Annotated in this window: 21 protein-coding genes; 8 read left to right on the forward strand and 13 right to left on the reverse strand. The window is 72.6% G+C overall.

Features of this window, described 5'->3' with window-relative positions; translation table 11 throughout:
- Positions 1–138 precede the first annotated feature (138 nt).
- Positions 139–732 carry a hypothetical protein gene (locus CCN29_RS15315; RefSeq protein ID WP_006135317.1) on the forward strand — a complete coding sequence of 198 codons (594 nt, stop codon included), beginning with the start codon at positions 139–141 and terminating at the stop codon, positions 730–732.
- Positions 733–745: 13 nt separating this feature from the next.
- Here the strand turns inward: CCN29_RS15315 and CCN29_RS15320 are convergent, their stop codons facing one another.
- From CCN29_RS15320 to CCN29_RS15330, 3 genes are all read right to left on the reverse strand, one after another.
- Positions 746–2,179 (reverse strand): S28 family serine protease, encoded by a 1,434-nt coding sequence (locus CCN29_RS15320; RefSeq protein WP_006135318.1) that lies wholly within the window; start codon positions 2,177–2,179, stop codon positions 746–748.
- 106 nt (positions 2,180–2,285) lie between these two features.
- Positions 2,286–2,675: a hypothetical protein gene (locus tag CCN29_RS15325; RefSeq protein ID WP_006135319.1), complete on the reverse strand. Its 390-nt coding sequence runs from the start codon at positions 2,673–2,675 to the stop codon at positions 2,286–2,288.
- A gap of 112 nt (positions 2,676–2,787) precedes the next feature.
- Complete coding sequence (locus tag CCN29_RS15330; protein WP_031017435.1) at positions 2,788–6,495, reverse strand: ABC transporter ATP-binding protein; 3,708 nt, start codon at positions 6,493–6,495, stop codon at positions 2,788–2,790.
- Positions 6,496–6,710: 215 nt separating this feature from the next.
- Here CCN29_RS15330 and CCN29_RS15335 point away from each other — a divergent pair, with 215 nt between their 5' ends.
- Complete coding sequence (locus CCN29_RS15335; protein WP_086682460.1) at positions 6,711–7,553, forward strand: endonuclease I family protein; 843 nt, start codon at positions 6,711–6,713, stop codon at positions 7,551–7,553.
- Between the two features lie 69 nt (positions 7,554–7,622).
- Here CCN29_RS15335 and CCN29_RS15340 read toward each other — a convergent pair whose 3' ends face one another.
- Both CCN29_RS15340 and CCN29_RS15345 read right to left on the reverse strand, forming a co-directional pair.
- Positions 7,623–7,991 carry a hypothetical protein gene (locus tag CCN29_RS15340; protein ID WP_086682463.1) on the reverse strand — a complete coding sequence of 123 codons (369 nt, stop codon included), beginning with the start codon at positions 7,989–7,991 and terminating at the stop codon, positions 7,623–7,625.
- Positions 7,988–8,467, reverse strand: coding sequence for a hypothetical protein (locus tag CCN29_RS15345; RefSeq protein ID WP_307784437.1), 480 nt, complete (start codon positions 8,465–8,467; stop codon positions 7,988–7,990). The genes CCN29_RS15340 and CCN29_RS15345 overlap by 4 nt, the downstream gene beginning before the upstream one ends.
- 77 nt (positions 8,468–8,544) lie before the next feature.
- Here CCN29_RS15345 and CCN29_RS15350 point away from each other — a divergent pair, with 77 nt between their 5' ends.
- Together CCN29_RS15350 and CCN29_RS15355 are read left to right on the forward strand one after the other, a co-directional pair.
- A complete protein-coding gene (locus CCN29_RS15350) occupies positions 8,545–9,339 on the forward strand; it encodes a helix-turn-helix domain-containing protein (protein WP_086682469.1) in 795 nt (264 codons plus the stop codon).
- Positions 9,332–9,553, forward strand: a complete 222-nt coding sequence (locus tag CCN29_RS15355) for a DUF397 domain-containing protein (RefSeq protein WP_031060189.1) — start codon at positions 9,332–9,334, stop codon at positions 9,551–9,553. Before CCN29_RS15350 ends, CCN29_RS15355 begins: the two co-directional genes overlap by 8 nt.
- Positions 9,554–9,798: 245 nt before the next feature.
- Here the strand turns inward: CCN29_RS15355 and CCN29_RS15360 are convergent, their stop codons facing one another.
- The 3 genes from CCN29_RS15360 to CCN29_RS15370 are packed head-to-tail and all read right to left on the reverse strand — an operon-like array spanning position 9,799 to position 13,986.
- On the reverse strand, positions 9,799–11,484 hold the full coding sequence (locus tag CCN29_RS15360) for a thiamine pyrophosphate-binding protein (RefSeq protein ID WP_086682473.1): 1,686 nt from the start codon (positions 11,482–11,484) through the stop codon (positions 9,799–9,801).
- Positions 11,481–12,449 carry an agmatinase gene (speB, locus tag CCN29_RS15365; protein WP_086682475.1) on the reverse strand — a complete coding sequence of 323 codons (969 nt, stop codon included), beginning with the start codon at positions 12,447–12,449 and terminating at the stop codon, positions 11,481–11,483. The genes CCN29_RS15360 and speB overlap by 4 nt, the downstream gene beginning before the upstream one ends.
- A 55-nt stretch (positions 12,450–12,504) precedes the next feature.
- A complete protein-coding gene (locus CCN29_RS15370) occupies positions 12,505–13,986 on the reverse strand; it encodes a sodium:solute symporter family protein (RefSeq protein ID WP_086682478.1) in 1,482 nt (493 codons plus the stop codon).
- A 185-nt stretch (positions 13,987–14,171) separates the two neighbouring features.
- Here CCN29_RS15370 and CCN29_RS15375 point away from each other — a divergent pair, with 185 nt between their 5' ends.
- Positions 14,172–15,647 (forward strand): PucR family transcriptional regulator, encoded by a 1,476-nt coding sequence (locus tag CCN29_RS15375; protein WP_031060202.1) that lies wholly within the window; start codon positions 14,172–14,174, stop codon positions 15,645–15,647.
- Positions 15,648–15,682: 35 nt separating this feature from the next.
- On the opposite strand, the gene CCN29_RS15380 is transcribed toward CCN29_RS15375, so the two are convergent.
- Positions 15,683–16,375, reverse strand: coding sequence for a TetR/AcrR family transcriptional regulator (locus tag CCN29_RS15380; protein ID WP_031060205.1), 693 nt, complete (start codon positions 16,373–16,375; stop codon positions 15,683–15,685).
- A gap of 111 nt (positions 16,376–16,486) precedes the next feature.
- On the opposite strand from CCN29_RS15380, the gene CCN29_RS15385 reads away from it, so the two are divergent.
- Both CCN29_RS15385 and CCN29_RS15390 read left to right on the forward strand, forming a co-directional pair.
- Positions 16,487–17,458, forward strand: coding sequence for an NAD(P)-dependent alcohol dehydrogenase (locus CCN29_RS15385; RefSeq protein ID WP_031017422.1), 972 nt, complete (start codon positions 16,487–16,489; stop codon positions 17,456–17,458).
- 87 nt (positions 17,459–17,545) lie between these two features.
- Positions 17,546–18,334: a phosphatase gene (locus tag CCN29_RS15390; RefSeq protein ID WP_086682481.1), complete on the forward strand. Its 789-nt coding sequence runs from the start codon at positions 17,546–17,548 to the stop codon at positions 18,332–18,334.
- On the opposite strand, the gene CCN29_RS15395 is transcribed toward CCN29_RS15390, so the two are convergent.
- The 4 genes from CCN29_RS15395 to CCN29_RS15410 form a co-directional block, all read right to left on the reverse strand.
- The gene (locus tag CCN29_RS15395; RefSeq protein WP_442538383.1) at positions 18,331–18,720 is read right to left on the reverse strand and encodes a hypothetical protein; all 390 of its coding nucleotides are present in this window, start codon (positions 18,718–18,720) and stop codon (positions 18,331–18,333) included. The genes CCN29_RS15390 and CCN29_RS15395 overlap by 4 nt on opposite strands.
- Before the next feature lie 14 nt (positions 18,721–18,734).
- Positions 18,735–19,601, reverse strand: coding sequence for an acyl-CoA thioesterase II (gene tesB, locus CCN29_RS15400; protein WP_006131537.1), 867 nt, complete (start codon positions 19,599–19,601; stop codon positions 18,735–18,737).
- A 34-nt stretch (positions 19,602–19,635) separates the two neighbouring features.
- The gene (locus CCN29_RS15405) at positions 19,636–20,793 is read right to left on the reverse strand and encodes an acyl-CoA dehydrogenase family protein (protein WP_006131538.1); all 1,158 of its coding nucleotides are present in this window, start codon (positions 20,791–20,793) and stop codon (positions 19,636–19,638) included.
- 138 nt (positions 20,794–20,931) lie between these two features.
- Positions 20,932–21,537, reverse strand: coding sequence for an SACE_7040 family transcriptional regulator (locus CCN29_RS15410; RefSeq protein WP_006131539.1), 606 nt, complete (start codon positions 21,535–21,537; stop codon positions 20,932–20,934).
- Positions 21,538–21,625: 88 nt separating this feature from the next.
- Here CCN29_RS15410 and CCN29_RS15415 point away from each other — a divergent pair, with 88 nt between their 5' ends.
- Complete coding sequence (locus tag CCN29_RS15415; protein ID WP_086682488.1) at positions 21,626–23,242, forward strand: carboxyl transferase domain-containing protein; 1,617 nt, start codon at positions 21,626–21,628, stop codon at positions 23,240–23,242.
- Positions 23,243–23,245: the final 3 nt, after the last annotated feature.

The following is a 23,245-nucleotide window of genomic DNA, read 5'->3' on the forward strand; positions in this document are numbered from 1 at the left end:
CACCCGGCCGACCCGTCGCACCCCATATGCGCAAACGACCCCACTTGTCTGGCGTGTCCGGGCGGCGGGCGGTCACGCTGGAGCCGGGGATCTTCCGGGGGGACGACGATGCGGGTGCGCGGACGGGGGCCCAGGGCCGTGGGGGCGGCCCTTGCGGGGGTGGTGCTGCTCGCCGGGTGCCGGGACGCTCCGCCGGACGCGGCGGGCGGGACGGCGGCCGTGGCGTCGCCCGTGCGGCCGACCGGGTACGGGGCGGTGTTCCTCGACGTCGGCGAGTGCAGTTCCTTCGGGCGCACCAGCTTCACCGAGGTGTCCTGCGCGGGCGAGCGCGCGGCGGCCCGGGTGACGGCCCGCCATGACGGCACCGTGTCCGACGGCCCGCCCTGCCCGCCGGCCACCGACTTCGTGCTGCACATCAGCGAGCAGCGGCCGGCCGCCGACGAGGACGGTGACGGGATGGTGCCGCAGGGCTACGCCTGCATGCGCAACCTTCAGCCGCCGCACCCGGGCGACCCGGGCGGCGGGGGCGGACAGCGCACCGTCGTCGGCGACTGCGTGTACGCCCTCGACGGCGGCCGGGTGCGGGAGACCGCCTGCGACGGAAGCGGGCCCGAGGAACCGGAGTTCGAGGTGACGAAGGCCGTGGATGCCCGGTCCGACTGCCCGGCGTCCACGGCCCTCTACGTCCGGCTGGGCGGGGCCGCGCCGGTCGGCTGCGCCGTCCCGGTGTGACCCCGCCCCCGCCTCACGGACGCAGCGCGTGCCGGAGTTCGGCGTCCCGCTTGTCGAGCTTGGCGTCGAACGTCGCCAGCGGCTTGGCCGCCGCCGGGTTCGCCTGGACGGCGGTCGGGGCGACGCCCGCCCACTCCAGGATGCGGGCCGTGGCCAGCGCCTTCTCCTTCTCGACCAGGCCGGCCACGTTCGCGCCGTGGTTCATGCCGGGCGCGGTGAACACGTAGGAGTCGCGCGCGCCCTTGCCGAGGCGGAACGGCTCGGCGCCCCACGGGTCGTTCTCGCCGTACACGAACAGCATGTGCCGGGCGTTGTGGCGGACCCAGGTGTCGACGTCCCGCATGACGTACGGCTGGAACTTCATGTCGATGGAGCGCGGCACGAAGTTGCGCGGCGGCTGGTAGCCGTAGCGGACGTACTTCTTCTCGATGTGCGGGAAGTGGATGGTCGGCGCGCCCATCTGGGTGCCGGCCTGGTAGTAGTACGGCGTGTACGGGGCCAGGCCCTGGTCCGTGTAGAACGAGAAGCCCGAGATCGTGTCGACCGAGGTCCAGATCTCGTCGTCGGTGGCGTTCCTGGCGTCCGCCGGGATGTCCTGGCAGTCGGCGAGGGTGCTGTACTGCCAGAAGCCCCACACGTAGTCGAGGACGACCGCCTCGTAGGCGCGGTCCAGGCTGCCGATGGTGTCGAACGTGTAGCCGTTCTCGGCGGCGTAGGCGGCGTACTTCTTCTCCAGCGGGGCCCGGCGCACCAGCGCCTCGCGCTGCACGCCGTTGAGCCGGTCGCGGCACTCCTTGGTGCCGACGGTGCGGAAGAAGCGGTCGTAGGCCGAGTCCTCCTTGTTCACCACGTCGTTGGGGGCGACGTAGGCGACGACGCCGTCCATGTCCCGCGGGTAGAAGCGCTCGTAGTAGGTGGCGGTCATGCCGCCCTTGGAGCCGCCCGTGGAGAGCCAGTTCTCGCCGTAGATCTTCTTCAGCGCGGTGAAGATGCGGTGCTGGTCGCTGGCGGCCTGCCAGATGTCCAGCTTGCTCCAGTCGGCCGGCTCGGGCCGGGACGGGGTGAAGAAGCGGTACTCCATGGAGACCTGGTTGCCGTCCACGATCTGGGTCGGCTCGGCGCGCCGGGGCGTCGTGGAGACGCTGTAGCCGCCGGTGTAGAAGACGGTGGGCCGCGCGGTGTCCTTGTGCAGCACGGTGATCCGCTGCTGGAACGTGCCCTTGGAGGGCCTGCGGTGGTCCACCGGCTGCGTGTAGTTCAGGACGAAGAAGCGGTACCCGGTGTACGGCTTCTCCTCGATGAGGCTCATGCCCGGGATCGCGAGCAGCCTCTCCTTGATGTCAGTGGTGCCGGTGGCGTCCGGCTCGGCGGCGGTGGCCGCCCCGGCCGTGCCCAGTGTGCCTATGAGCACCGTGAGCGCCAGCAGCCATCTGAGCGCCTTGCGCATGCGCACTCCCCTGTGAGACAGATGTGCGCCGGAAGCTACTCGACCAACTCGTCACCGCACCAGGGGACATAGGGAAAACCCTGTGCGCGAGGGACGCTCAGGGGTGTCAGCACAGGATCCAGCCGGAGCTGACGGAGTCCGCCGCGACCCGGCCGGTGACCCACACGCAGCGGCGTCCGGCGTGCACGGTCACCGGGCCCGCGTGGTAGGCGAACCGCCCGTCGTCGACCACGGGCCGTCCGCCGCGCGCCCGCACGCTCACCGCCATCTTCTGTTTCACGCCCTGCTTCTTGGCGACGGTGACGGCGCAGACGTACCCGCCGCGCTTGTAGACGAGCACCGAACCGGTGGAGAACGGCAGGGTCCGCACCTTGCGTCCGGGGCACAGCGCCGCCGCCTCGGCCTCCTGGGCCGGTGCGGCCAGGGCGAGCAGCCCCGACGCGGTGAGCACCGCAAGGACCGGCGCGAGCCGCCGGTGTATCGCTCCACTGCGCACAGTCGTCCTCCTGTACCGCGCCCGCCGGAACCGACGGCGTACGCGTGTACGGACGCACGGCGTAGGCCGCACGGTTGCGCGAGCCGGTGTGCGCCGGTGGCGCACGGGCGGATCAGGCCGGTGCCGGTACGTCCTCGCCGACGAACGTCCGCCACAGCGCGGCGTACCGGCCGCCCTTGCGCAGCAGTTCCTCGTGGGTGCCGTCCTCGGCGACCCGGCCGTGGTCCATCACGACCACCCGGTCGGCGCGGGCGGCGGTGGTGAGGCGGTGGGCGACGACCAGGGTGGTGCGGCGGCCGGCCAGGCGGTCGGTGGCCGCGTTGACCTGCGCCTCGGTGGCGAGGTCGAGGGCGGCGGTGGCCTCGTCGAGCAGCAGCACGTCGGGGTCGACGAGTTCGGCGCGGGCGAGCGCGATCAGCTGGCGCTGGCCGGCCGACAGGTTGCGCCCGCGCTCGGCGACCTCGTGCAGGTAGCCGCCGTCCAGGGTGGCGATCATCTCGTGCGCGCCGACCGCGCGGGCCGCGGCCTCCACCTCGGCGTCGGTGGCGTCCGGGCGGCCGTAGGCGATGGCGTCGCGGACGGTGCCGGGGAACAGGTACGCCTCCTGCGGTACGACGCCCAGCCGGTGCCGGTACGCGGTGAGGTCCAGCTCGCGCAGGTCGGTGCCGTCGACGGTGACCCGCCCTGACGTGGGGTCGTAGAACCGGGCGACCAGCTTGACCAGGGTGGACTTGCCGGCGCCGGTCTCGCCGACGAACGCGACGGTCTGCCCGGCGGGGACGGTGAGGTCGATGCCGGTGAGGGCCTCCTCGCCGTCGCCGTAGGAGAAGTGCACGTCCTCGAAGGCGATCTCGCCGCGCAGGGACGTCACCGGGAGCGGCTTGGCAGGGGGCCGGGTGGAGGTCGGCTCGCGCAGCAGCTCCTGGATCCGGCCGAGGGAGACGGTCGCCTGCTGGTAGCCGTCGAAGACCTGGGAGAGCTGCTGCACGGGCGCGAAGAACAGGTCGATGTAGAGCAGGTACGCGACCAGCGAGCCGATGGCGAGCGTGCCGTCGTCGACCCGGCCGCCGCCGACCACGAGCACCGCCGCCGCGGCGACCGAGGACAGCAGCTGCACGAACGGGAAGTACACGGAGATCAGCCACTGGCCGCGGATACGCGCGCTGCGGTAGTCGGCGCTGCGCTCGGCGAACCGCCGCGCCCCGTCGCCCTCCCGGCGGAAGGCCTGCACGATCCGCAGCCCGGCGACCGACTCCTGGAGGTCGGCGTTGACCACCGACACCCGCTCCCGCGCCAGCTCGTACGCCTTCACGCTGGCCCGGCGGAAGAAGTACGTGGCGACGATCAGCAGGGGCAGGGTGGCGAAGACGACGAGGGCGAGTCCGACGTCGAGGGCGAGCAGGGCGACCATGATGCCGAAGAAGGTGACGACCGAGACGAACGCGGTGACCAGGCCGGTCTGGAGGAACGTGGACAGCGCGTCGACGTCCGTGGTCATCCGGGTCATGATCCGGCCGGTCAGCTCGCGCTCGTAGAAGTCGAGGCCGAGCCGCTGGAGCTGGGCGAAGATCTTCAGCCGCAGCGTGTACAGCACGCGTTCGCCGGTGCGTCCGGTCATCCGGATCTCGCCGGTCTGCGCCGCCCACTGGGTGAGCACGGTGAGCAGGCCCAGCAGAGCGGCCGCCCAGACCGCGCCCTGGGCGGTGCGGGTGACGCCCTCGTCGATGCCGTGCCGGATCAGGATCGGCAGCAGCAGGCCCATGCCGGCGTCCACGGCGACCAGGCCGAGGCTGATCAGCAGGGGGGTGCGGAAGCCGGCCAGCAGACGGCGCAGGCCGTAGGAGTCCTCGGGGCGGACGGCGCGGGCCTCGTCGACGTCGGGGACGTCGTCGGCCGGGGGCAGCGCGGCGACCTGCTCGAGCAGCTCCGGGGTGGCGGGGGCGCCGTCCAGGGCGGTGTCCCTGGGCTCGCGGTCGCCGGTCCACAGCCGGGGGGTGACGCCCCGCTCGGCGTCGAACTCGGCGTCCAGCTCGGCGCGGACGGAGGTGTCCTCCTCGCGCGGCCCGGCGGGCGGGGTGTGGCCCGGGGAGACGGCGCCCAGCTCGTCGGGGTCGGTGAGCAGCCGCCGGTACAGCGGCGAGCGGCGCTGGAGTTCGTCGTGGGTGCCGATGTCGGCGAGGCGGCCGTCCTCGAGGACGGCGATGCGGTCGGCGAGGTTGAGGGTGGAGCGGCGGTGGGCGATCAGCAGGGTCGTACGGCCCCGCATGACGCTCTTCAGCGCCTCGTGGATCTCGTGCTCGACGCGGGCGTCGACGGCGGAGGTCGCGTCGTCCAGGACCAGCAGGCGCGGGTCGGTGAGGATCGCGCGGGCCAGGGCGATGCGCTGGCGCTGGCCTCCGGAGAGGGTCAGGCCGTGCTCGCCGACGGTGGTGTCGTAGCCGTCGGGCAGCTCGTCGATGAACCGGTCGGCCTGGGCGGCGCGGGCGGCGGCCCGGATCTGCTCGTCGGTGGCGTCGGGGCGGCCGTACGCGATGTTGTTGCGGACGGTGTCGGAGAACAGGAAGGAGTCCTCCGGGACCAGGCCGATGGCGGCGCGCAGGGAGGCGGTGGTCAGCTCGCGGACGTCGTGGCCGCCGACCAGGACGGCGCCGCGGGTGACGTCGTAGAAGCGCGGCAGCAGCAGGGAGACGGTGGACTTGCCGGAGCCGGAGGCGCCGACCACGGCGAGGGTCTCGCCGGGGCGGATCTCGAAGGACAGGCCGTCGAGGACGGGCCGCTCCGTGTCGTAGCCGAAGGCGACGTCGTCGAACTCGACGGTCGCCGGGGCGTCGGCGGGCAGGTCCTTGGTGCCGTCGGTGAGGGTCGGCTCGGTGTCGATCAGGTCGAGGACGCGTTCGGTGCCGGCGCGGGCCTGCTGGGCGACGGTGAGGACGACGGCGAGCATCCGGACCGGGCCGACGAGCTGGGCGAGGTAGGTGGAGAAGGCGACGAAGGTGCCGAGCGTGATGTGGCCGCGCACGGCGAGCCAGCCGCCGAGGGCGAGCATCGCCACCTGGCCCAGCGCGGGCACGGACTGGAGGGCGGGCGTGTAGCGGGAGTTCAGCTTGATGGTGCGCAGGCGTCCCGCGAACAGCCGGCGGCCGACCTCGCGGAGCTTGCCGGTCTCCTGGTCCTCCTGGCCGAAGCCCTTGACCACGCGGACGCCGCTGACCGCGCCGTCGACCACCCCGGCGACGGCGCCCGCCTGCGCCTGGGCGTACCAGGTGGAGGGGTGCAGCCGGGTGCGGCTGCGCTTGGCGATCCACCACAGAGCAGGGGCCACGGCGAGCGCGATCGCGGTGAGCGGCAGGGACAGCGACGCCATGATCACCAGGGAGATCACGAACAGCAGCAGGTTGCCGATGGTCATCGGCAGCATGAAGAGCAGGCCCTGGATGAGCTGGAGGTCGCTGGTGGCGCGGCCGACGACCTGTCCGGTGGACAGCTCGTCCTGGCGTCTGCCGTCGAGCCGGGCGATCGACCCGAACATCTCGGTGCGCAGGTCGTGCTGCACGTCGAGGGCGAGCCGCCCGCCGTAGTAGCGGCGGACGTAGGTGAGGACGTAGACGGCGAGGGCGGCGGCGATCAGCAGGCCGGCCCAGGTGGTCATGTCCCGCGTCTTGTCGCCGATCACGTCGTCGATGATCACCTTGGTGATCAGCGGCACCAGCGCCATGACGGCCATGCCGGCGAGGGAGGAGCCGAGCGCCAGGACGACGTCCCTGGGGTGCCGCCACGCGTAGGCGGCCAGTCGTCGTGCCCATCCCCGTTGCGCTGTCACGCGGTGTCCTCCGATCGTCCTGATCTTCCGGAAGGCACCAACGCCGACGGAAGCGGATTTCATCCCTCCGCAACAATTCCACCGGGGCGCCGCGACCCCGCACGGTCGTGCGGTCGTCACGCAATCGGCACGTTCCCTCCACGCGCCTGACTGCATGTGCATGCCAGTCTCTCGGGTATCTCCCTTGTGCAACCCGCGTAGATCGGACACCCCACATGCCTGCTGTGCGCATACGCCGCCGGAAGGCGGTGGCGCTGGCGAGCGCCGCCGTCCTCGCCGGACTCGCCGTCCCCGCCCTGGCCCCCGGCTCGGCCGGCGCCACCGCCCCCACGCCCGCCGACGCCCGGACGGCCGCGGTGGCCGCCTACGCCGCCCCCGACGGCTACTACGACGGCGCCGAGGGCAAGACCGGCGACGCCCTCAAATCCGCCCTGAACTCGATCGTCAGCGACCAGACGAAGCTGTCGTACTCGGCCGTCTGGGACGCCCTCAAGGACACCGACGAGGACCCGTCGAACAGCGGGAACGTGATCCTGCTGTACTCCGGCGTCTCCCGCAGCAAGAGCGCGAACGGCGGTGACACCGGCGACTGGAACCGCGAGCACGTCTGGGCCAAGTCGCACGGCGACTTCGGCACCTCCACCGGCCCCGGCACCGACATCCACCATCTGCGCCCGACCGACGTCCAGGTCAACAGCGTCCGCGGCAACAAGGACTTCGACAACGGGGGCAGCGCCGTCGCGAACGGCGGCGGCAGCCTCACCGACTCCGACTCCTTCGAGCCGCGCGACGCGGTCAAGGGCGACGTGGCCCGCATGATCTTCTACATGGCGGTCCGCTACGAGGGCGCCGACGGCTGGCCCGACCTGGAGCCCAACGACAGCGTGAACAACGGCTCCGCCCCGTACATCGGCAAGCTCGCCGTCCTCAAGGAATGGAACGAACAGGACCCGCCGGACGCCTTCGAGCAGCGCCGCAACGACGTCATCTTCGAGTCGTACCAGCACAACAGGAACCCGTTCGTGGACCATCCGGAGTGGGTGGAGTCGATCTGGTAGGCCGGTCGTGCGGACGCACGGGGGGTTTCTAACCGGTCCATCCGCACACTCGGCGTCGGAGCGGCTGGATCAGGTGCCGGATCCCCCTCCCGGGACGGCGTCGACGTCTTCCTCGTCACCGTCGGGCACGTGGAGACGCGCTCCCCGGCTGCGGGCGATGCGGTGGACGTCGTGGAGCGCCTCGGCCAGGCAGGCGGCGAGGTAACGGAGCTGGGGCGCGGTGGCCCTGGCGTCGCCCAGGAGATCGACGGCGTGACCGAGAAGGTCGTCCGCCATGCCGAGCTGGACGGCTTCGATCTCGTCGGCGAGGCGGGAGATACGGCCGGTCCCGGTGTCGTCGGTGACTAGGTAGCAGGGGTTGCCGTCGAGGTTGGACCACGGGAGGAGGCGGGGCCGGGTGGCCGTGGTGGCGTTGACGTCTCGGCTCTCGTAGATCACGCGGCCGTCACCTCGTTGCCCGGCAGTCGGCGGGAGCCGACGTCGACACCGTGGATACGCCGTGGCCCTACGTCGATGCCGTGCACGGCGAGCCAGAGGGTCCGACGCCGGGCGCGCTGCTGCCTGGCCTGCGCGCGTCGTTCGTGGGCGAGGAGGTAGGGGCGGACGAGCCGGGAGTCCTCGCCGCGGAGGAGGGCCTCATGCGGGGAGGGGCGACGGCCGGGTGTGACGGGGGCGGCCGGCCCGGGGGCGGGCGCCGCTCCCCCGGCGCGATGCCGGTTCCCGTGCCGGTGGCGCCCGGAGGCGGGCCACAGGAGCCGCAGCAGCGGCTCCAGGAGACAGGCGATACGGTGCAACACGTCTTCAAATCCGTTGCGGTTGAGGGCCATGCCCCCGGGCCGTCGGTAGCGGTCGCGGGGGTCTTCCGTGCCCGAGGGCAGGTCGAGGTGCATGGACATCGCTGTGTAGCGATCCACTCACAGAGTGAGACGGGTCGGGCTAGGCTCGCCAGAGGGTCGGATGTGACGAAGCATCTGTCACACGGGAGTTGACGATGAGCAACATCTATGGGGAGTGGTTGAAGGCGCAGCGAGAGGCGGCGGGGCTGACACAGCAGGAGCTGGCGACAGCCGCCGTCATGACGCGTTCGCACATCGCGCACATCGAGGCAGGCCGGCGCACCCCGTCCAAGGAGGACGCGCGACGCCTCGACAGGGCTCTGAACACGGGCGATGTGCTCAGCAGCTTCCTGCCGGACGACGACACCGCTGTCGCGGGGTACTTCGAGGCGGCCCTCCAGCTCGAACAGCAGGCGACGATGATCCGGGAGTTCGCCCTGTCGTTCGTCCCCGGCATCCTCCAGACGGAAAGGTACGCACGTGCAGTTCTGAGTACGTCGTTCCCTCCGGTGAGTGAACAGGAACGTGACAGACGCCTTGTCACACGCCTGGAACGCGCGAACATCCTTGCCGATCCAGTGACACCCGTAGTGTGGGCGCTTCTGGATGAAGCGGTGCTACGACGCCGGATCGGCGGCCCTGACGTCATGGCGGAACAGATCAACCACCTCATCGCACTCGCCGAGGCCGAGCGGATCCAGCTTCACCTCCTGCCGTTCACGCTGGGCATGCATCCCCTGCTGAGCAACATGCTCACGCTGATGTGGTTCGAGGATCAGCCGCCCGTGGCCTACGGGGAGGGCTTGTACATGGGGAAGATCCACGACAGCCCATCAGTCGTTCAGGAGCTGCAGCATCGCTACGATTCCGCACTGGGCAACGCGCTGCCGCTCAAGGAATCACTGGCTCTGCTCAGGGCAACAGCAAGGGACTACGTACATCATGGCTGACCGAGCGATACCGAACGCAGGGGCACTGATGGGCTGGCGGAAGTCCTCCCACAGCAACGACCAGGGCGGCAGTTGCCTGGAGGTCCTGGACGACCACCCCATAGGTGTCCCTGTCCGCGACTCCAAAATCCCCGAGGGGCCCGCACTGGTCTTCCGGCCGGCCGGCTGGACGCCGTTCGTCACCGCGGTCAAGGACGGAAGCCTCTCCGCCTGACCGCTCCCCACCGCGATTCGTTCCGCCCACGCCTCCCCCGCGCGGGTCTGCCGTCGTATGTACTGCGCCCCGTGCCGGCAACGCGTCATCCACCCGCCGCTGCTCACCACGGAAAGCCCCTATGACCCGGCCGGGGTCATGGTCCCGGCCGGGACGCCTGCGACCTCACGGAACCTGTCGCTTCCGCAGCCGATCGTGTGATCGACATCGTCCACGCGCGCGTGCGCCCGCCCTGAGGCCACGCCTCAGTCAAGGTGCGTAGGCGCGAACATCCTCAGCAGCGCCGGGAGGACGACCACCGACGGGCCCGGGGTGGAGAGGGACTTGGCGAGGTCCTCCTCCAGGGTCTCCGGGGTGGTGCGGACGCCCGGGACGCCGAAGGACTCGGCCAGGGCCACGTAGTCCGGGCGGGTCAGCTCGGTCGCCGTGGGCTCGCCGAAGGCGTCCGTCATGTACTCGCGCAGGATGCCGTAGCCGCCGTCGTCGACGATCAGCCAGGTGACGTCCAGGTCGTACTGGCGGGCCGTGGCCAGCTCGGCGATCGAGTACAGCGCGCCGCCGTCGCCGGAGACCGCGAGGACCGGGCGGGTGGGGTCGGCGACCGCCGCGCCGAGGGCCGCCGGGAAGCCGTAGCCGAGGCCGCCGGCGCCCTGCGCCGAGTGCAGGTGGTTGGGGCCCATCGCGTCGAACGCGGACCACGCCCAGTAGGCGAGGATCGTCATGTCCCAGAAGGACGGCGAGCCGGTCGGGAGGGCGCGCCGCACGGCCGTCAGCACCTGCTGCTCCAGGGCGAGGTCCTGCCCGTCGATGCGGGCCCGCACCCGGTCCAGCAGCTCCCGCACCCGCGCCGGGGCGGTGGCGTCCTCGCGGGGCTCGACCGTCTCCAGGAGTGCCTGGAGGGCGAGGCGGGCGTCCGCGTGGATGCCGATGCCGGGGTGGTTGGACTCCAGTTTGCCGAGGTCGGCCTCGATCTGGATCACCCGGCCGCGCGGCCTGAACGTGTGGTAGTTGGAGGAGAGTTCGCCGAGTCCGGAGCCGACGACGAGCAGGACGTCGGCGTCCTCCAGGAAGTCGGTGGTGTGCCGGTCCTCGATCCAGGACTGGAGGGACAGCGGGTGGGTCCAGGGGAAGGCGCCCTTGCCGCCGGGGGTGGTGACCACGGGCGCCTGGACGCGCTCGGCGAGCTGCCGCAGCTTCTTGGAGGCGTCCGAGCGGACGACTCCCCCGCCCGCGATGATCGCCGGGCGCTCGGCGTGGGCCAGCAGGTGCGCGGCCAGCGCGGTGAGTTCGGGGCGCGGGGGCAGCTCGTCCGGGGTGGCGTCCATCGCCGTCACCACCGGCAGGACCGTCTCGGCGAGCAGCACGTCCTGCGGGATCTCCACCCACACGGGCCCGTGCGGGACGGTGAGCGCCGACTTCCAGGCCGCGGCGATCGCCGAGGGGATCTGGGAGGCCGTGCGGACCGTGTGCACGGACTTGACCACGCCCCGGAACGAGGCGGACTGGTCGGGGAGTTCGTGCAGATAGCCGTGGCGTCCGCCGCCGAGCCCGGCGGTGGGCACCTGGCTGCTGATCGCCAGCACCGGCGCCGACGCGGCCGCCGCCTCCTGGAGCGCGGCCAGCGAGGTGAGGGCGCCGGGGCCGGTGGACAGCAGCAGCGGGGCCGCCTCGCCGGTGATGCGGCCGTACGCGTCCGCCGCGAAGCCCGCGTTGTTCTCCACGCGCAGTCCGATGTAGCGCAGGTGGGAGCGGCGCAGGGCGTCGAACATGCCGAGGGCGTGCTGGCCGGGCAGGCCGAAGACGGTGGTCGCGCCGAGCCCGGCCAGGGTCTCCACGACCAGGTCTCCGCCGTTGCGGCCGGGCGGGGGGTTGAGGGCCGCCTCCGTCTGTGCGGCGGTCGGGCGGAGTTCCAGGTCGTGGTCGTGCGTCACTTGGCGCGGGCCTCCGCGATCTGGCGGGACATGATCGTGGTCAGTTCGTACGCCGTGTGGGACGCGGCGACCGAGGTGATCTCGGCGTGGTCGTACGCGGGCGCCACCTCGACGACGTCGGCCGAGACCAGGTTGCAGGAGGCGAGGCCGCGCAGGATCTCCAGCAGCTCGCGGGAGGTCATGCCGCCCGCCTCGGGCGTGCCGGTGCCGGGGGCGTGGGCGGGGTCGAGGCAGTCGATGTCGATGGAGATGTACAGCGGGCGGTCGCCGATGCGCTGCCGGAGCTGGTCGGCGACCTCGTCGGCGCCGCGGCGGTAGACGTCGGCGGAGGTGACGATGCCGAAGCCCATCTTCTCGTCGTCGGTGAGGTCCTGCTTGCCGTAGAGGGGGCCGCGGGTGCCGACGTGGGAGAGGGCGGAGGTGTCGAGGATGCCCTCCTCGACGGCCCGGCGGAACGGCGTGCCGTGGGTGTACTCGGCGCCGAAGTACGTGTCCCAGGTGTCGAGGTGCGCGTCGAAGTGGAGCAGCGCGACCGGGCCGTGCTTCTTGGCGACGCTCCTGAGCAGCGGCAGCGCGATGGTGTGGTCGCCGCCGAGGGTCATCAGGCGGGCGCCGGTGCCGAGGAGGTCGTCGGCGGCGGCCTCTATGGTGTCGACGGCCTCGTTGATGTTGAACGGGTTGACGGCGATGTCGCCGCCGTCCGCGACCTGCGCGAGGGCGAACGGGGAGGCGTCCTGCGCCGGGTTGTACGGGCGCAGCAGCCGGGACGCCTCGCGGATGGCGTTGCCGCCGAAGCGGGCGCCCGGCCGGTAGGAGACGCCGGAGTCGAACGGCACGCCCACGACGGCGACGTCGGCGCGGCCGACCTCGTCGAGGCGGGGCAGCCGGGCGAAGGTCGCGGGGCCGGCGTAGCGCGGCACGCGGGACGAGTCGACGGGGCCGCGGGGCGTCTCGTTGCTGCTCATGGAGGACTGCTCTCTTTCCTACGCTTCGTCGCGTATGTGCTGACTGCCCACGATGCTACTGGGCGGCCGGGACCTGTTCGGACACGGTTTCGGACGCGTTCTCCGGCTCGGCGCCGCGTCCGGCGAGGCGCTCGCGCCAGGCGGCGAGGACGGCCGCGTCGGTCGGGCGGGTGGTGAGGGAGACGACGACGTAGGCCGCGAGGGAGGCGAGGAGGCCGTAGTAGACGGGCTCGTTGGCGAGGATGCCGTACGTGGCCATCAGGCCGATCACGGCGAGGCCGCCGACGGCGACGGAGGCGAGGGCGCCCTGCGCGGTGCCCCGCTTCCACAGCAGCCCGCCCAGAATCGGCACGAGCAGCCCGCCGACCAGCAGGTTGTACGCGACGGTCAGCGCCTGGACGACGTCGTTGAGGGCGATGGCGGTGGCGATCACGGCGAGGCCCATCAGCAGGATGAAGGCGCGGTTGCCCTTGACCTCGTCGTGCTGCCGGTCGCCGTCCGGGCGGACGACGCCGCGCAGCCGGGACCAGATGTCGTTGTTGGCGACGGTGGCGCAGGCGATCAGCGCGCCGGAGGAGGTCGACATCACGGCGGCGAGGGCGGCGGCCAGCACGAGGCCGCGCACGCCGATCGGCAGCTCGTCCTTGACGATGGTGGCGAACGCGTCGTCGGGGCTGGCGAGCTTCGGGTAGAGCACCTTGGCCGCGGTGCCGATGACCGCGCCGGCGACGGCGTAGGCGAGGCAGTAGGTGCCGGCGACGGTGCCGCCCCAGCGGGCCGTGCGGTCGCCGCGGGCGGTGAACACACGCTGCCAGATGTCCTGCCCGATGAGCATGCCGAAGGTGTAGATCAGCACGTAGGTGAAGATGGTCTCGCCGCCGATGCCCAGCGGGTCGAAGTACTCGGTGGGCAGCTGCGCCTTCATCTCGGCGAACCCGCCCGCCTTGACGACCGCGATCGGCAGCAGGAGCAGGAGCACGCCGATCGTCTTGACGACGAACTGCACCATGTCGGTCAGCGTGATGGACCACATGCCGCCGAGCGTGGAGTACGCGACGACGATCGAGCCGCCGAGGACGATCGCGAGGGTGCGGTTCATGTCGAACAGGACGTCGAAGATCGTCGCGTAGGCGATGGTCGAGGTCACCGCGAGCATCAGGGTGTACGCCCACATGACGAGGCCGGAGATGACGCCGGCCCGGCCGCCGTAGCGCAGGTCGAGCATCTCGGAGACGGTGTAGACCTTCAGGCGGGCGATGCGGGCGGAGAAGAACACGCTCAGGGCGAGCAGTCCGAGGCCGATGGTGAACACCATCCACGCGCCGGACAGCCCGTACTGGTAGCCGAGGCCCACGCCGCCGATGGTGGAGGCGCCGCCGAGGACGATGGCGGCCATGGTGCCCGAGTACATGGCGGGGCCCAGGCGGCGGCCGGCCACCAGGAACTCGCTCTTGGACCTGGCGCGGCGCATGCCCCACCAGCCCATGGCCAGCATGCCGGCCAGATAGACGACGATGACCAGGTAGTCGACGGCCATGCGGGGCCTCCTTCGCGCACTGTCGGTGGCGTGTCGTGCAGACGGGTCGCGCTCACCGGCGGCCGCGCGGGGACATCCGCCCGTACCCGCGGGGTGCCGGTGACCCGACCTTAGGTGGCCGAAAAGCGACTGCGAAGTGTACGTTTCATCCAGATCGGCAGCCTGGGATGGAGGAAACGTCCACCATGCCGGACCCCACTGTTCCGCCCACCCCTCCCGTCCCCCTGGACGCGCTGCTGGCCCGCGCGGACCTGGGCCTGCGCCGCATCGCGGGCCCCGCGGACCCGGCGGCCGTCGTGCACTGGGCGCACACCTCGGAGATGGCCGACCCCTACCCGTACCTGCTGGGCGGCGAACTGCTGCTGTCGGCGGGCGTGCACATCCCGGACGGCGCCGGCGCGGGCTACTTCGACGCGTACGTGTCGCGGATCGTCGCGGCGGGCGGCGTGGCGCTCGGCTTCGGGGTGGCGCCCGTGCACGACACCGTGCCCGGGGCGCTGGTGGAGGCGTGCGAGATGCACGGGCTGCCGCTGCTCGAGGTGCCGCCGCGGACCACGTTCTCGGCGGTGGCGCGGGCGCTGTGGCAGCTGATGGCGCAGGCCCGCACGGCAGAACTGCGGCGGGTCACGGAGGCCCAGCAGAGCCTGGCCACCGCCGCCGCCCGCCCCGACCCGGTCCCCTCCGTCCTCCAGCAGCTGGCCCGCCGCCTGGGCGGACGCGCGGTGCTGTACGGGCCCGAGGGCACGGAGATCGCGGGCGCGGGGGCCGATCCGGGCGAGGGGACGCGGGCGGCGCTGGCGAAACTCGCGGAGGTCGTACGGCCGTCGACGCGGGACTCCTCGGACGCCCGTCCCTCCTCCGCGTCCGACACGGTGGGCGGGGTGCGGCTGGTCGCGCACGCGCTGGGCAACGGCGAGGGGTTCGTGCTCGGGACGGCCGCCCCGCAGCGGGACGCGGGCGACCACACCATCGCGTCCGTGGCGGCCGTGCTGCTCTCCCTGCTCACCGGCGAACGGCACAGCGGCTCCGGCGCCGGCCGCTCCTCGGCGCTGGTACGGCTGCTGCTGGGCGCGGCGCCCGCGGAGGTGGCGCCGCTGCTCGGCGGGGACCGGTGGCGGGTGGTGCACGGCAGGCCGGACGGGCGGGCGGCGCCGGACCCGGTGGCCGCGTCCGCGCTGGGCGCCGCGCTCGGCTCGGCGCTGGTGGACGTGACGGGCGGGGTGGTGCGGGTGCTGGTGCCGGGCGGGCGGACGGTGGACCGGGTGCCGGGCTGGACGCTGGGGGTGAGCGCGGCGGCGGCCCCGCCGGACTGGCCGGCCGCCGACACCCAGGCCGCCCGCGCCTTGGCCCGCGCCCGCGCCACCCGCACGCCGGTGCTGCGCCACGGCGACCGCCCGGCCCTCGCCGACCTGGTCCCGCCGCACGACGCCGACGCCCACGCCCGCGCCCTGCTCGCCCCCGTGGAGCGGTCCCCGGCCCTGGTCGACACCCTGCGCACCTGGCTCTCCCTGCACGGCAGCTGGGACCGCACGGCCGTCGCCCTGGACGTCCACCGCAACACGGTGCGGCAGCGGATCGCCCGGTGCGGGGCGCTGCTGGAGGCGGACCTGGACGACCCGGACGTCCGGATGGAGCTGTGGTTCGCGCTGCGGCGGACGTGACCGTCGGCCCGGCCCGCGTGAGCGGCCCGGGCGTGTCAGGACCGGCGGGGCGTCCGGGATGCCCCGCCCTCCGGTGGTGGCAGGGGCAGGCCGCGCAGGGTCAGTCCCGACGGCGGGGGCAGCGGCCCGGCGGACGGGGCGGCCCGGAACGACTGGAGCAGGTACGCCACCAGCCGGCGGGACGCCCTCGCGTCGTCCGGGAGGGCCGCCACCAGACCGCAGTGGGCCACCAGGGCCACGACGAGGTCGGACGGGTGGAAGTCGGGCCGGAGCGCGCCCGACGCCTGCGCCCTGCGCACCAGCGCGGTGACGTCCCGTTCCGCCTGCTCGCGGGAGCGCGCGTGCGCGGCCGTCGTCTCCGGGAAGGCGTCGAGGAACGCGGCCGGGAATCCGCGTTCCTCCCGCTGGAGGGCGCAGACCGTCTCGACCAGGTGCGTCAGGCCCGTCCACGGGTCGTCGGCGGCCAGGGCGTCACCAAGGGCCCGGCCGCAGGTCTCCATCTGCCGCGCGAACGCGCCCCGCACCAGCGCCTCCCGGGTCGGGAAGTGCCGGTACAGGGTCGCCACGCCGACCCCGGCCCGCCGGGCCACGGTCGCCATCGGGGCGTCGATCCCGTGCTCGGCGAAGACCGCGCGGGCCGCGGCGAGGAGGCGCTCCCGGTTGCGCCGGGCGTCCGCCCGCACGGTGGTGTCCCGGGCCGTCGTGTTCCGAGAGGATTCCGTCGCCACTGTCTCTCGCTTCCGCCGTAACCGGACGATCTCGTCCGCTTGCCAGCCTACGGTCGGTCCCGCAACCCCCCCGACGTACCCCCCGTGGGACACGACGCGAAGGCGACGGCGATGGACGACCGCTCGATGAAGGCAGTGCTGTACGACCGCTACGGCGGCCCCGACGTGCTGTACGTGGGCCGCGTGCCCCGGCCCGTGCCCGGCCCCGGCGAGGTCCTGGTGAAGGTGAGCGCGTTCAGCGTGAACGGCGGCGAGCTGTCCGCCCGCTCCGGGCGGCTCCGCCTGCTGCTCGGCCGCCGCTTCCCCAAGCGCGTGGGCCTGGACTTCACCGGCGAGGTCGCCGCGCACGGGGCCGGGGTCACCCGGTTCGCGCCCGGCGACCGCGTGTGGGGCGTCCTGGGCCGGACCTCCGGGTTCGGCAGCGCCGCCGAGTACGTGACCGTGCCCGAGGAGCGCGTCGGCCCGCTCCCCGACGGCCTCGACCCGGTGGACGCCGCCGCTCTCCCGGTGGCCATCACGGCCGTCACCGCGCTGCGCGACAAGGCCGGGCTGCGCCCCGGCGAGCGGCTCCTCGTGCGGGGTGCGGCGGGCGGCGTCGGCAACGCCGCCGTCCAGCTCGGACGGGCGTACGGCGCGAAGGTCACGGGCCTCGCCCGCGCCGCCAACCTGGACCTCGTCCGCGAGCTCGGCGCGCACGAGGCCGTCGACCACCGGAGCGTACGGCCGGCGGACCTGGGCCGCTTCGACGTCGTCCTGGACACGGTGGGGACCGAACTCCGCGCTCTGCGGGGCCTGCTGAACCCCGGCGGGCGCATGGTGACCATCGCCTTCGACCTGAGCCGGCCCGTCACGTCGCTCGGCTACATCGCGGGCAGCGCGCTGCACGGACGCGGCCGGGTCCGCTTCTTCAGCGGCGACCCCCGGCGGGCCGATCTCGACGTGCTGGCCCGGTACGTCGCCGAGGGCGCGCTGCGCCCCGTGGTGGACAGGGTCTTCCCGCTGGAGGAGACGGCGGCGGCCCACCGGGCGCTGGAGTCGGGCGGCGTCCGGGGCAAGTACGTGGTGAGGGTCGCGGCTGAGTAGCCGTACGCATTCGTATGAGTACGTGACGCACGTCCCAGCGCGCGATACGCCAGGGACGCCCCCTGTTCCCTGCCTCACAATGGGTGCATGCCGATACCCGGGACCCCCAACCGCGCCGAACTCGTCGAACACCTGGTCGCCGCCCGCATCGCGGGCGAGGTCGCCACGCCCCGCGAGAACAACCTCTCCCACTACCGGAAGCTGGCGAACGGCGACCGGCACTACTGGCTCGGCCTGGAGCTCGGCGAGCGCTGGACCGACGAGCAGGACGTGCTCGCGGTGATGGCCGAGCGGGTCGGCGTGAACGACGACCCGGAGCACCGGTACGGGCAGGACACCATCGACCCCGAGCTGACGGTCGACGGTCTGGAGCGCATGGCCGGGCGGCTGCGCAAGGCGGCGGAGGGCCGGCAGCGGGTGCTGCTGGCGACCGGTCACCCGGGCGGCCTGCTGGACGTGCACCGGGCGACGGCCGCCGCGCTGCGGGACGCGGGCTGCGACATCGTGGTCATCCCGGACGGGCTGACCACGGAGGAGGGCTACGTGATGCAGTTCGCCGACGTGGCGGTGCTGGAGCACGGGGCGACGCTGTGGCACACCCACTCGGGCGCGCCGATGAAGGCGATCCTGACGGCGCTGGAGCGGGAGGGGAGACCCCTGCCCGACCTGGTGGTCGCCGACCACGGCTGGGCGGGCGCCGCCGGCCAGTACGGCGTGGACTCCGTCGGGTACGCCGACTGCAACGACCCGGCGCTGTTCCTCGCCGAGGCCGAGGGCACCGTCCAGGTGACCGTCCCCCTGGACGACCATGTGACGAGCCCCCGCCACTACGACCCGATGACGGCGTACCTGCTGACGGAGGCGGGGCTCCTCTAGGCCACCGCCTCGGGACCGGCCACGACCTCGTCGAAGCACGGCCGGCCGTCCACCTCGACGTCCCGGACGGACGGCCGGAGGTCCAGGGCCGGAGCGGCGGCGTCCAGCAGGCGCCGGGCCGTCCCGGGCTCGTGCAGGTTGAGGTCCGCGCGGTCCGGGAGGCGCATCACCGTGCCCGCCTCGAAGTACGTGTTCGACACGATCCGCCGCGGGCCCGGCGCGAACACCAGGGTCAGCCTGCGTCCGGTCCCGGCGCGGTACCCCTCGGTGAAGAAGGACAGCGACAGCCGGCAGTCCTCGTACGCGGGCCGCACCTGCTGCCGGACGGTCCAGTGCCAGACGGTGCCGTCGACGACGAGGCGGCGCAGGCGCCGGTCGGTGCTCATCCCGGAACGGTGGATCACCGCGGGACCCGGACCACACCCTCCTGGATCACCGAGACCGCCAGGCGCCCGTCCTCGGTGTAGATGCGGGCCTGGCCCAGTCCCCGCCCGCCGTGCGCGGAAGGGGACTGCTGGTCGTACAGCAGCCACTCGTCGGCGCGGAACGGGCGGTGGAACCACATCGCGTGGTCCAGGGACGCGCCGACCACGTCGCCGACGGCCCAGCCGCCGCGCCCGTGGGCGAGGAGGACGGAGTCCAGGAGCGTCATGTCGGAGACGTACGTGGCGAGGACGACGTGCAGCAGGGGGTCGTCCGCGAGCTTGCCGTTGGTGCGGAACCAGACCTGGGAGTGGGGTTCACGGGGCTCGCCGAAGCGGCCGTAGGGCGGCTCGTCGACGTAGCGCAGGTCGACGGCGGCGCGGGCCTCCAGGAAGCGGTCGACGACCTCGGGGTCGAGGTGGGCGTAGCCGCGCAGCCGTTCCTCCGAGGTGGGGAGCGTCTCCGGGTCCGGGGAGGCCGGCATCGGCTCCTGGTGGTCCAGGCCCTCCTCGTACGTCTGGAAGGACGCGGAGAGGTGGAAGATCGGCTTGCCGTGCTGGACGGCGACGACCCGCCGGGTGGTGAAGGAGCGGCCGTCGCGGATGCGGTCCACGGTGTAGACGATCGGCGCGCCGGGGTCGCCGGGGCGCAGGAAGTACGCGTGCAGGGAGTGGGCGGGCCGGTCCTCGGGGACGGTCCGCCCGGCCGCGACCAGCGCCTGCGCCGCCACCTGCCCGCCGAAGACGCGGGGGACGACGGCGCTGCGCGAGCTGCCGCGGAAGATGTTCTCCTCGATCTGCTCGAGGTCGAGCAGATCGAGGAGTTCCTGAAGTGCCTGACTCATGGGTCAGTTGTATACGGCAGGGATTTCCGGGACCTTACAGGCCCATGTCCTTGGCGATGATCGTCTTCATGATCTCGCTGGTGCCGCCGTAGATGCGGTTGACGCGGTTGTCCGCGTACAGGCGGGCGATCGGGTACTCGTTCATGTAGCCGTAGCCGCCGTGCAGCTGGAGGCAGCGGTCGATGACGCGGTGGGCGACCTCGGTGCAGAACAGCTTGGCGGAGGCTGCCTCGGCGGGGGTCAGCTCGCCGGCGTCGAGCGCCTCGGTGGCGCGGTCGGCGACGGCCTCGGCGGCGTCCACCTCGGCCTGGCAGGCGGCCAGCTCGAACTTGGTGTTCTGGAAGTGCGCGACGGGCTTGCCGAAGACGGTGCGCTCCTGCACGTACTGCTTGGCGAACCGGACGGCGGCCTTGGCCTGGGCGTAGGCGCCGTAGGCGATGCCCCAGCGCTCGGAGGCCAGGTTGTGGCCGAGGTAGGAGAAGCCCTTGTTCTCCTCGCCGAGCAGGTCCTCCGCGGGGACCTTGACGTCGACGAAGGCCAGCTCGGCGGTGTCGGAGGTCTTCAGGCCGAGCTTGTCGAGCTTGCGGCCCACCGAGTAGCCCTCGGACTTGGTGTCGACGGCGAAGAGGGATATGCCGTGGCGGCGGTCCTCGGCCGTCGGGGCGGCGGTGCGGGCGCAGACGATCACCTTGTCGGCGTGGACGCCGCCGGTGATGAAGGTCTTGGCGCCGTTGAGGACGTAGTGCGTGCCGTCCTCGCTGAGCTTGGCGGTGGTCTTCATGCCCGCGAGGTCGGAGCCGGTGCCCGGCTCGGTCATCGCGATGGCCCACATCTCCTCGCCGGTGACGAACTTCGGGAGGTAGCGCTTCTTCTGCTCGTCGGTGCCGAGCATCTTGATGTAGGGCAGGGCGAGCAGCACGTGCACGCCGGAGCCGCCGAACTGGACGCCCGCACGGGCGGTCTCCTCGTAGAGGACGGCCTCGAACTTGTGGGTGTCCATGCCCGCGCCGCCGAACTCCTCCGGCACGCTGATGCCGAAGATGCCGAGCTCACCGAGCTTGTAGTAGAAGTCGCGGGGCGCCTGTCCGGCCGCGAACCACTCGTCGTAGACGGGGACGACCTCGGCCTCGATGAAGGCGCGGAGGGTCTCCCGGAACGCCTCGTGATCCTCGTTGAAAATCGTACGGCGCACTGTCCGCCACCTCCGGAGCCTGGGCATGTCTAAGCGCTTGCTCAGAGAAAGGTACCGGCGAGTATCCGCACCCGTCCAGACCGGGCGCCCCGTAATGCTCGTCACTCCGGCGGCCCTTGAAGGCGCACCCGTCGCGGCTCAGGCGCCCGACGCCGCCGCGAACGCCCCCCGCGCCATCCGGTGCAGCAGCTCCGCCGTGCCCGCGCGGTCCGGGAGGGAGCCCGGGCGGGTGAGGTGCGGGGTGGAGTTGAGGAGGCCGAAGACCGAGTGGACCGCCGAGCGGGCGGCGGGCTCGCCGAGGTCCGGGTAGAGGCGGCGCACCACGCCCACCCACAGCTCGACGTACTGCCGCTGGAGCTGGCGCACCAGCTTGCGGTCGGCGTCCCGGAGGCGGTCCAGCTCACGGTCGTGCAGGGTGATGAGCGGGCGGTCGTCGAGCGCGAAGTCGATGTGCCCCTCGATCAGCGAGTCGAGGACCGCCTCGGGAGCCGTCCCCCCGACCCCGTCCGCCTCGGCGAGCCGCCGCTTCGCCCCCGTGAGCAGCGACTCGCTGATGCCGACCAGCAGCTCCGCCAGCATCGCGTCCTTGCCCGCGAAGTGCCGGTAGAGCCCGGGCCCGCTGATGCCGACGGCGGCGCCTATCTCGTCGACGCCGACCCCGTGGAAGCCGCGCTCGGCGAAGAGCCGCGCGGCCTCCTTGAGGATCTGCTCGCGGCGGGTGGGGGCGTCGGTTCTGGTGGCCATGAGGACGATTCTAGACAGGGAGGTTAGCGGTCGTTAACCTGGAGGAAATGCGTTAACGCTCATTAACAAGGTGAGGGGACCCGCAAGGATGCACGAGGCACCGGAGCTTCACAGCGCGGCCGATCCCGCGTCGGAGGCCTTTCGGGCCAACGAGGAGGCGCACCGCGCCCTCGTCGAGGAGCTGCGCGGCAAGCTGGCCGCGGCGGCGCTCGGCGGCGGCGAGCGGGCGCGCGCCCGTCACACCGCGCGCGGGAAGCTGCTCCCGCGCGACCGGGTGGACACCCTCCTGGACCCCGGCTCGCCCTTCCTGGAGCTGGCCCCGCTGGCCGCCGACGGGATGTACGACGGGCAGGCGCCGGCGGCCGGGGTGATCGCCGGGATCGGCCGGGTGGCGGGCCGCGAGTGCGTGGTCGTCGCCAACGACGCCACGGTCAAGGGCGGCACGTACTACCCGATGACCGTGAAGAAGCACCTGCGCGCGCAGGAGGTGGCCCTGGACAACCGGCTGCCCTGCGTCTACCTGGTGGACTCGGGCGGCGCCTTCCTGCCGATGCAGGACGAGGTGTTCCCCGACCGGGACCACTTCGGCCGCATCTTCTACAACCAGGCCCGCATGTCCGGCGCCGGCATCCCGCAGATCGCGGCGGTGCTCGGCTCCTGCACGGCGGGCGGGGCGTACGTGCCCGCGATGAGCGACGAGGCGGTGATCGTGCGCAACCAGGGCACGATCTTCCTCGGCGGCCCGCCGCTGGTGAAGGCGGCCACCGGCGAGGTGGTCACGGCGGAGGAGCTGGGCGGCGGCGAGGTCCACTCCCGGGTGTCCGGGGTGACCGACCACCTCGCCGAGGACGACGCGCACGCGCTGAGGATCGTGCGCCAGATCGTCTCCACGCTGCCCGGGCGCGGCGAGCTGCCCTGGCGGGTGGAGCCGGCCGCCGAGCCCAAGGTGGACCCGGCGGGGCTGTACGGCGCGGTGCCGGTGGACTCCCGCACGCCCTACGACGTCCGCGAGATCATCGCGCGCGTCGTGGACGGCTCCCGGTTCGCCGAGTTCAAGGCGGAGTTCGGGCAGACCCTGGTCACCGGCTTCGCGCACATCCACGGCCACCCGGTGGGGATCGTCGCCAACAACGGCATCCTCTTCTCCGAGTCCGCCCAGAAGGGCGCCCACTTCATCGAGCTGTGCGACCAGCGCGGCATCCCGCTGGTGTTCCTCCAGAACATCTCGGGCTTCATGGTCGGCCGGGACTACGAGGCGGGCGGCATCGCCAAGCACGGCGCCAAGATGGTCACGGCCGTCGCCTGCACGCGCGTGCCGAAGCTGACCGTCGTGGTCGGCGGCTCCTACGGCGCGGGCAACTACTCGATGTGCGGCCGGGCCTACTCGCCCCGCTTCCTGTGGATGTGGCCGAACGCCAAGATCTCGGTGATGGGCGGCGAGCAGGCCGCCTCGGTCCTGGCCACCGTCAAGCGGGACCAGCTCGAGGCGCGCGGCGAGGAGTGGCCGACGGAGGACGAGGAGACCTTCAAGGCCCCGATCCGCGCCCAGTACGAGCGCCAGGGCAACGCCTACTACGCGACGGCCCGCCTCTGGGACGACGGCGTGATCGACCCGATGGAGACCCGGCAGGTGCTGGGGCTGGCCCTGACCGCGTGCGCCAACGCGCCCCTGGGTGACCCCCAGTTCGGCGTCTTCCGGATGTGAGGG

Source organism: Streptomyces pseudogriseolus (assembly GCA_002154585.1).
Taxonomy (GTDB): domain Bacteria; phylum Actinomycetota; class Actinomycetes; order Streptomycetales; family Streptomycetaceae; genus Streptomyces; species Streptomyces pseudogriseolus.